At 36.2% G+C, this 9,929-nt stretch carries 6 protein-coding genes; 1 reads left to right on the top strand and 5 read right to left on the bottom strand.

What is annotated here, in order from left to right:
- Nucleotides 1–24: 24 nt before the first annotated feature.
- On the top strand, nucleotides 25–630 hold the full coding sequence (locus HOG71_12960) for a Crp/Fnr family transcriptional regulator (protein MBT5991754.1): 606 nt from the start codon (nucleotides 25–27) through the stop codon (nucleotides 628–630).
- A gap of 30 nt (nucleotides 631–660) precedes the next feature.
- Here the strand turns inward: HOG71_12960 and HOG71_12955 are convergent, their stop codons facing one another.
- The 5 genes from HOG71_12955 to HOG71_12935 all read right to left on the bottom strand — a co-directional run.
- On the bottom strand, nucleotides 661–1,053 hold the full coding sequence (locus tag HOG71_12955; protein ID MBT5991753.1) for an HIT domain-containing protein: 393 nt from the start codon (nucleotides 1,051–1,053) through the stop codon (nucleotides 661–663).
- An 11-nt stretch (nucleotides 1,054–1,064) separates the two neighbouring features.
- Nucleotides 1,065–1,538 (bottom strand): transcription elongation factor GreA, encoded by a 474-nt coding sequence (gene greA, locus HOG71_12950; protein ID MBT5991752.1) that lies wholly within the window; start codon nucleotides 1,536–1,538, stop codon nucleotides 1,065–1,067.
- A gap of 87 nt (nucleotides 1,539–1,625) precedes the next feature.
- Nucleotides 1,626–2,693, bottom strand: a complete 1,068-nt coding sequence (locus tag HOG71_12945) for a PorV/PorQ family protein (GenBank protein MBT5991751.1) — start codon at nucleotides 2,691–2,693, stop codon at nucleotides 1,626–1,628.
- A 23-nt stretch (nucleotides 2,694–2,716) separates the two neighbouring features.
- Nucleotides 2,717–6,547: a hypothetical protein gene (locus HOG71_12940; GenBank protein ID MBT5991750.1), complete on the bottom strand. Its 3,831-nt coding sequence runs from the start codon at nucleotides 6,545–6,547 to the stop codon at nucleotides 2,717–2,719.
- A 28-nt stretch (nucleotides 6,548–6,575) separates the two neighbouring features.
- The coding region (locus HOG71_12935) for a hypothetical protein (protein MBT5991749.1) at nucleotides 6,576–9,929 on the bottom strand (3,354 nt) is incomplete at its 5' end.

Here is a 9,929-nt window from a genome sequence, read left to right as displayed (position 1 = left end):
TTAACGGAAAGCCAACTAAAGTATATGTCTGAAAACAGATATACGGTAGATTATAAAAATGGTGAATTGATTTATAAGCAAGGCACCAAAAGCACGCATGTTATTTCCTTTGTTTCAGGTTTAGCTCAAGTCGTTCATTCTGATAATGGAAGTAATTCACTTGTCCTGAGATTGATTAAGCCACCAGAATTTATTACCGGTTTAGGTGTTTTTTTTGATGACTTTCATCATTATAGCGTTTCAACATTAAAACAATCGAGAGTTTGTTTTATTAATATTTCTGTTTTTCAAGAATTATTAGAAGAGAACAAGGAGTTTTTACGTGCATTTATTGGTGAACAAAACAAGAATCATATATCGACTTTAAATAAACTAATTTCAAGAAATCAGAAGAATAGGGAAGGGCGTCTTGCTGAAAATATTTTGTATTTAGCAAACGACATCTATGAGAGTCAAAATTTTAAATTTGAATTTTCAAAACAGTTAATTGCTGATATGACGGGAATGACCAGAGTAAGTGTTTTCTCTGTTCTGAAAAGTTTCCATAAAGATGGATTAATTGATCTTTCGAATGGAGACCTCAAAATTCTGGAACCTGATCGATTGAAAGAAATAAGCCTCTTGGGTTAATTCCTAAGCAAATAAAGTATATTGGATTTTTTACAGATTTGATTTGATAAGTTGAACCATGTGCCGAAACTCTTCCTTTGAAAACTTTAGTTTTGGTTTTTCAAAATTTAAATCCCCAATCGAATTCAACGGAACCAAGTGAATATGCGCATGTGGAATTTCCAGTCCGACTACAGCTGATCCTACTCGAACACAAGAAATACTTATGGCAAGAGCTTTGGCGATCTTCTTACAAACAAGCTGATATTTCAAATACAATTCGTCATCTAAATCAAATACATTGTCTATTTCTTTTTTCGGAATAACCAATGTGTGACCAGCTGCTATTGGAAAAACATCTAAAAAAGCCAGAAAGTTTTCATCTTCATAAACCTTATAAGCAGGAATTTCGCCTGCAACTATTTTTGAGAAAATACTTGTCATGGCCATTCAATTTATCGACTAATTTCCAGAATCTCGAGTTTGATTTTTCCTGCCGGTGCAATAACATCCACAATGTCGCCAACTTTTTGACCAAGTAAAGCACTACCAATAGGTGATTTAACAGATATTTTCCCGATTTTATGATCTGCTTCGTTTTCAGAAACCAAGAGATAGGTAAATTCTTTATTTGAATTGTGATTCATTATTCGCACCTTGCTGAGAATAAATGCTTTAGAGGTGTCGAGGTTGTTATCTTCCAGCACTCTGGCATTAGCCAAAATATTTTCCATTTTTGAAATCTTGGCCTCTAAATGCCCTTGCGCATCTTTTGCAGCATCGTATTCTGCATTTTCTGATAAATCACCTTTGTCGCGAGCCTCAGCAATTTGTTTGCTTATATCTGGTCTCTCAACTAGTTTAAGATGTCTTAACTCATCTTCAAGCTTCTTTAAGCCTTCTGCGCTATAATATGTAATTTCTGCCATATTATTAATTTGTGTGTCTGATTATATATTAATAAAACGTTTCGGGTATTAGCCGAAACGTTCACATAGTAAGTTTAACTTGGACTTTTAGAAAACTAGTCTTGCCCCAAAAGTATGAGTTCCTGCAAAATATTCTGTGAATCTGTAAGAATAGTCAACAGCAAATGTTTTATCTTTTTCAGTTCCAAAAGGTAGGTTCACTGAAAATCCTGTTGAGGGACCCGTATATACATTTACTCTTGATTCTGCATTCAGAATGCCATCTTCAAATATCATCCCACCACGAAGCATGAGAATGTTTCTCCAGCTATATTGTAATCCCAATACATATTGGTCGTTGGAAAATGAATTAGAAGTGAATGTTGCAGCTGCAGTAATTTTATGCTTTTCAGTTGCCTCTAAATAGAAATCCTGGCTTACACCAATATTTATCATAGTAGGTAATTCAAAAGCAGCAGAAGGAGTCGATACCGTTAAGGTAGGATCTTCACCTTCAAATGAACCCCTGCGAGCTAATCCATCACCATTGAAACGCATAGGTGTACCAACATTCCGTAATGAGATTCCAAATTTGGTTCTTTGTTTATCTTCATCTCCACTCAGGTCTGTCACATACTGAAGTCCGGCATCAAATGCTACTCCCATTGCTTTTGCATCAGGAATAGTTTCTGAAATAACGCGAATGGTAGCACCCGCACGAATTCTATCCGAAAACTTGTGTGCATAGGTAACACCAATATTGGTAAAACTTGGACTGTATGTTCCTATACCACCTTCAGGTTGATTCACAGTGGTAATATCAATATCACCAAAATCAAACGACATGATACTGATACCTAAGGAACCTGTTTCAGCAGCACCTACACTGGTTACAAATCCAAATGAATTGATAAATATATCTGTTCCTGAAAGCCATATAGCTCTGGAAAAAATAAATTCTGAAGTGGGAACATTCATGATTCCTGCAGGGTTAAAGCGCATTGCTTCAACGCCAGATATAAAGGATGTATTTGCACCATTCCATCCAGAGCTACGTGCCCAGGGATTAATTAATAATTCTGTTGCCCCGGCTTGTCCCACTCGATCAGGATTTCCAGCAAATGTCATCGATGTGCTGATAAGGAGACTTATAATTACTAAGCTAAGATATTTCATAACTAAAGTAGATTTAAAATTCATTAAAATGTATCAAGGTCAATAGGACGCATTATGCCAAACCACTTAAGTGTTTTGGTCCCTAATTCATAACCATTGATATGAATAATATACAATCCAGATGCTACTGGTATGCCAGCTAAGTTTTTCAAATCCCAATCATAATACAATGAATGCGTATCATCAGTCTCATCTTTCTTAACTCTTCTTACTAAACTACCACTCAAAGTGTAAATCGAAATTTCACAATGCTTAGGAAGATTAATAATCTTGACTCTATTATCCAGCTGATTTTTCTCGTAAGATGAGAAAGCATAATATGGATTAGGAACGATATTAATTTTTTCCATTGCATCTTCTCCTAATTCCTGAGAATTAGTCATTGATATTTCGGTTGTGCTAAAACGATACAATGGTAAATTATTATTTTCAGGTGTTGGAGAAGTCTTAAATGTTTGATAAGGCTTCTGTATCCTGATTTTAATCGTTGTTTCCGTTGGAATCAAACCTTGATCGAGTGATGTAAGTTTCTGATAAGGCTGTGCCATCATAACATACATTGCTTGCGACCAGAAATAAATCTGCTTAAACTGCGATGGATTGGAGTTGAAGAAATCCATATAAGATTTTCCTTCATCGTAAACAGAGTTAAATGTAAAACTATTGGTAAATCTTGGATCTGGTCTGGCTTCCATCAAATAGATATAATGCTTACCTCCCCAAATGTATTTATCAATTTCTCTGTGAGATGCAGCTGGATTCTGGAAGTTTATTGTTGGATTCCAGAGTAAATCATCTCCATTGTCTGATTTCCAGTAGGAATCTTCACCAAAAATGATATTCATTCTTTCTCCGGTTTCAAGGCTAATTGCATAACCTGGGAACCATGATCTTCCTTTTTCAGAAGTTGAATAAACGGGATCGCCATTATTATCTACATCAGTTGTATTAGCCCATGAAAAATGATCTCTTAAAGCATGTTTTTTGACATTTCCCTGTGATAAGTTTTCATCCTCAGAGGTTTCAATAACAATACATTTTGTCCATTTACTCTTATCTGATGTTAAAACCAAATCAATACTTTGTAACCTATTGAGATTATTATCACGGTAATTTGATGATAAATAAGCCGGACCAAAGGAAAAGTAACTACCTTCTTTTGCATTTCTTGCAGCCAAGCCGTAAGGTGCAATACGTCCATCGATCATTTTCTCATAAACTTCGTTTGGATCAACCCAATCTCCATTTTTCGCATCATCAATAGCTACATTGTTAGTTCCAGCTACGTTTTCAAACTTACCTGAACGAATCCAGTTGTAAGGCCAAGGAATACTTCCCATAGCTGTTGAAGGATCAGAATCTGGAATTCCGGTTAACCATGATTTTGAAATATCTTCGAACTCAATTTGAGCATCTAAATATCCATTATCATCTGTTAACGTATCATTCGATGGACCAACAACTTTATCAACTTTAATTGATAAACCCCATTCTGGGAAGATCTGTTCGTAATCCTTACCATATTTTGCATCAGATATTACAGATTTACCAGTTGTGAGATTGGTTAACATCCAATAACTTTTATAAGTAAGTTCTTCAAAGTAATCATCTGGAGTAGGTAGTAATGAAGAATCGATAAAACGAAGTTCAAAATCTGCATTCGGTATTTTAATTGGATCATACACGAAAACATTCACAGGGCCATTTCCACCTTTGTATACTGGATTAGCCATGAACTTGTTTTGTAGAATATAATTTACAGAACCTTCCGTTAATTCAAGGAACTGTCCACCATTACCGGTACCTTCAATTCGTGTAATTTCAGGTCCGTCTCCATAACTACTATGCAATTCTGTTCCATCAAATTCCGAATCGTTTTTATGTGGAATACCTACGGATACTATGATGTTTTTTCTACCTGCCAGATATTGTTCAAATTCATCTGGAGCATTGGTATTTGAATAAGCTATCAGTAAGAAATAGTATGATTTATAATTAACAAGGTCGCCCTCACCAGATGCAAAAGCATCTGTTTTTACGGAAAATGTGTGCTTGATTCCAAGGTCACCATTGTCATCAACTTTTTCAGTTGGAACAATACCCAAACCGGGAACGTATTGACGGTTAACCAATTGCTTGACACCATCTTTAATATCTACGCGGGCAACTAATCTTGCTTTATCAGGTTGATCTAATTCAGCTGTTGTAACGGTTGAATTTGCTAACTGATAAATTTGATATCCTTGAAAACCATAAAATATAGAACTACCTGTTTCAGAAATAATACTGTCATAATATTTTTCAGTAGCATATGTGTTTTCTAGAGAAAGTACCAACTCACGATCGAGTTCCTGAATGACTAAATCTGGTGCATCGGGTCCATCCAGAAGTTTGAAATTATTGTTATAAAGCTTTTGGGCTTTATCATCAGCAATAATTAACAAATCATATGAACCTGTATTTCCACCACTGGTTGCACGAGCCCAAACTACGCCTACGGTAATGAAATTAACAGCACCTGGCTTTAAAGTAAATGGACCTGAACTTTGTAAGAATCTTCTGTCGGCAGGAGCATTACCTGCTGTAATTTCTGACCAAGCAGGATTAGGCTTACGTGGATCATCAGGGAACATATAGTTGATTACACGATCTTCCCAAACATCGTTGAAGGCATCGCCTCCATAACGCATTTTTTGTCCATTTTTAAATTTACCAACTAAATAGTAATAGAAATGTATTCCTTCACTTGGATTACCTTTTAAACTCCAGTCGTTGTTATAATAAACAAACTTAGACATGATAATTTCTTCACCTTCTTCATCAATATCACCGTCTTTATCATTATCTACACCATCAAATGGATCAGCTAATGGACCCTGGAAAAAATCGATACCGATGGATGGTGGATTTGATCCATATCCCATAACACCTTCGTCAAAGTCATCGCCATTATAGCAGATTCCTAAACTACGTGTAGAATCACAACCAACATAGTCATCGTAAGCATATCCTAAATCAGCATCAGCCCATTGGCCAAAATAAACCTGACTAAGTTTGTTCTTCGAACGGTTTACAATTTTTTGCTGATAAAAGGTCATGTTGTTGATCTCATCATTGGTAGCAAAAGCAAATGCCTGAGTTTGGATTTCTAAACCAATTGATAAAGCTTCTGTCTCAGTATGTGAATTTCCTTTGTCGTTATAAACAAACCACAAAGTTTGGTCACCCTTGACATCAGGATAATCACCTTGGTAAGGATCGTACTGACCATCTTCGTCAGAATCGAAAAATGGAGCTAAATATTTTGCCTGTCCCATTCCAACATCACCATGAGCTGGCCAGTCGCGGATATTATCAGACATAATTGCGCCATTTGACTCAATATATTGATCAATTTCTTCGCGTGTAATTTGGAATATTTTATCCCACTTAATACACTCAGATTCATCAATTGATGCTGTATTTACATCCAGTGGGCCAGGAAAGAAATCCCAGCTTTCACCTTGTCTGTAAGTCATGGCAGCTGCACGAAGGTTGTTTCCATCATCGTATCCACCGATCCAGAGAGCACCAGCAAAAAGAGATGTTTTTCTTGTTTCGCCTTCTTCTGTTACTTTTGGAATTTCATACTTGGCAGTTCCTACTAAGTCCCACCACATGTCTCCTCCATTCATGATTCTGGCTCTGACATTATTGATGTCCAGATTCGCAGAAGCTGAAGCAGGATCACATCCAGCAGCAAGGCGCATGGAAGAAGCAGATGATTTCTTTTCTGCTTTTGGTACATCTTCCTTTGCTATCACCGAAAAGGTGACAAAGGCTAGTGCAGTAATCCAAATAATATGTTTTTTCATAATATATGGTATTTTATTATTCAAAAAATTAGAAGCTAATAGTTGCACCCACTCGCAATAGTCTTGGTAGACTGTAGTTGAATGGACTATTTACTTTGATATAATATTGATCATAGAATGCCTGCGATAAAGTTGCTTGTTCAACAGCTGTTATTCCATATGATGAAGATAAAAATCCGTCATCATTTGAATCGCCTGTATATCTATACAAATAATTGACATTACGAATATCAAATAAGTTCTGAACCCAAATATAAACGTTCAAATACATAAACGGTAAGGAAGTAAGGGTTGTTTGTCCTTGGTCTTTCTTGTGATAGAAATAAAAATCTCTATCCACCTTAACGTTTACATTAAATGTCCATGGATATCGTGATCCATTCATGGTTCCTTTTAATGTAGCAGATTGTCTGATACCTACTCCCTGAGTTTCTGTAACATTTCCTTGCTTCGAATAAGGACGTCCTGAAACTGATCTAATGAGGAAGTTAACACCTGTGTTTTCTAAAACTTTAACCACTTTAGTAGCACCATCTTTGGTTTTTCTCTCCCAAGTTGGTCCATTATAACCCATTCCACCTCTAAATCTGTAATCTAAAGAGCTGTTGATTGCATGACGATAGTCATTATTCAATGGGAAAGGTGTTCTTAAGTTTGGTTGACCTGCACTGATAAGTCCGGCTTGTGAAGCAGCATTTGATCCTGTTCCATCAGCAAACTGAAGTGTGTAACTGGCTAATAGTTGTAAATTGTTAGTTCTGGTTCTTCTTAAATCATATGTAATTGAAAAACCTTTTACAGTTGAAAAATCAATGTTATCAAATGTCATATAACTTCTTGGATAAGCTTGATTGATCATACGCACATTAATAAGATCTCTTGTCTCATTGTAATATGCATTCAATGAAATGGCTGACTTTTGACTAATCGCTTGTTTGAAGCCAAGTTCATAACTTGTAATTCTTTGTGGCTCTAAAGCAGCGTTATTCAAACTTGAAGTGCCTCTTTGTTCCAAATAGTAATAGTCATCTATTGTAGTGAACAATCCGGAAGTTGGTCGCTGAACCCTGATATCATAGTTAGCATAAAAGTTAGCTTCATCAGATATTGGGAAAGAGAAATAAACTCTTGGGGATAAATCAATTTGAGGAACATAGTCGGTAAACGACTCTTTTGTAAGTTTAAGTTCTTCTTCATTATCTTCAACCAAATAAGGAGCAATATTTCCTGAAGTTGTTTCCAGTGCTAATACATTGGGGTCAGTAATTTCTGAACCTGTTGCATCATACCAATTATCTCCATCTCTATATCCTACAACTTCTGTTGGATTGAAAGCATCATCAACATAAACCACATAGTCAGTACCCATATTACCAGGATGCTCTATTGATTTGCCATTGATTGTTGAAACTTCACCAATTGATCGCGTTGGGTATAAGGAATATTTGTCTTTTAATACAGCCTGATTGGCATCGAAACGGTCAACACGTAAACCAACCCTGAATATCATATCTCTAAAGAAAAATTGATCCTGAATAAATCCAGCCATATAGATAGGATTTAGAGGAGCAATTAATCGATCTTCATTGTTCAAGAAATCATCTAGTGAAGGCTTCTTGCTCAATTTATTACCTAGATAATCAAATCCATAATAGGAAACCAAACCTCTTTCCAGAAGTTCATCAGCGCTAAACATATCCAAAGAGAACATGTCGGGTGAATAACGGTCAACATTAATGAGTGATTGTTGAGTTATAGGATTTCCATAAACATCTGTTCCACCGTTTGAAATTAAGTAATCACGGAAGTTCTTATCAAATGTACTTTGAGTTCCATCATTAAGAATTGTGTAATTGATCGTATCTAAAAAGATGCTTCCTGTTTCATCAAAAACCGGCAAAGGATTTTCAGTATCTAATTGCTGTAAATGAGAATTGATTAAGGAACGCATAACAGTCCATAAATTGTTGGCACCAACTACATAATAGTTTTGCAAGCGTTGTTCATATTCAAATCCAAATGACAAAGCATGCCTGTTAACATCCATTGATGCTTTACCTGTTACTCTGATTTGATCTTCATCATATCTACCCCAAGATGTAGCATATGGTGAACCTACATTGGCCCATAAAGAATATACGTTACCTGGTCCATCACCATTTAATAAACCACCAAACTGCTGAATGGTGTTCATATTGCTGATGTCGTTATCACTTAAATCAAATAACTGAGTTGTATAATTTGAACGTGAGGAATTTAAATCGGAAGGATTAAAAACAACTAAAGTATCGCGATAGCCGCTAAATACAAAAGCTTGCTCAAGTTTGCCATTTACAGTATCGTAATCGTAACGATAAACAGGTTCCCAATATCTTTCGTAGCTTCCTAAGTAGCCATAATCAAAATAGTTTTGTTTATGGATCTCATGTTGAGATGTATTAAGCTGCTTGGTATAGTCAACCATTAATGTATAATAAGCATTACTGATTTTCAATCCTTTTTTGTCAGTGTCTGTTTTATCATCACCACCAAAGTTTAATTTTTGGAGGAAACGGAAATAACCACGGAAAGTATTACTTATTGATTGAGCTTGTGAAGCATCCCTATAATTAAACAAGGAATGATAATAGGAATAGCCACGTCCTTTTGAATGTGCAGCCATACCACCTAATGTAAGGTTGATATTTTTAGAGGGCTGGAAATCAAATTTGGTGCTTAATTGATAGCTAAAACTATTAATGTCGCTATGGGCTCTAACTTGCTCCATATCATCCTGTGTAATAAACTCAGCAGAAGGAACAAAACCAACGCCATTAGGTGATGGACTTAATGGATTTGCTTCCAAATAATCATACTTCTCGTCTTTAACCTGCCAAACGCCAGTTGGTGAAGGGCTTGGGTCTTTACGGAAGTTAAGTGTACCTGAAATCAAATATCCTAAAATTGCTTCCTGAGAAACAGTTCCTTTTTTTGCGTTATTTCTAACGATTAGGGGGCCTGAAATATTAGCTTCAAAAGTATTGTATCCGAAAGGATCAATAAACTGAGATGAAACTGCTTCAATACCTCCTGAGAATCTGTTCGAAGGTCCACGAGTGGTAATACTAACAACACCACCTGTAAAGTCACCATATTCAGCAGAAATACCACCGGTTATGGTATTGATTTCAGCAATCATTCCCTGAGGAACACCTGAGAAACCACGAACACGAACTCCGTCAATGAAATACACTGTACCTTCGGCTCTCTGTCCTTTAACACTACCGCCTTGGACACCAGCTGTAAGTTCAACTAATTCTCCAACACTTCTGGTCGGTGCTTTTCTGATTTCATCCCTACCCAGTCGATTACCACTACTTTCTTCAACATCAACCAATGGTTT

This window comes from Bacteroidota bacterium (genome assembly GCA_018698135.1).
Classification (GTDB): Bacteria; Bacteroidota; Bacteroidia; order CAILMK01; family JAAYUY01; genus JABINZ01.
Note: the sequence above shows the minus strand (reverse complement) of the source record. Positions and strands in the feature narration are given on the sequence as shown.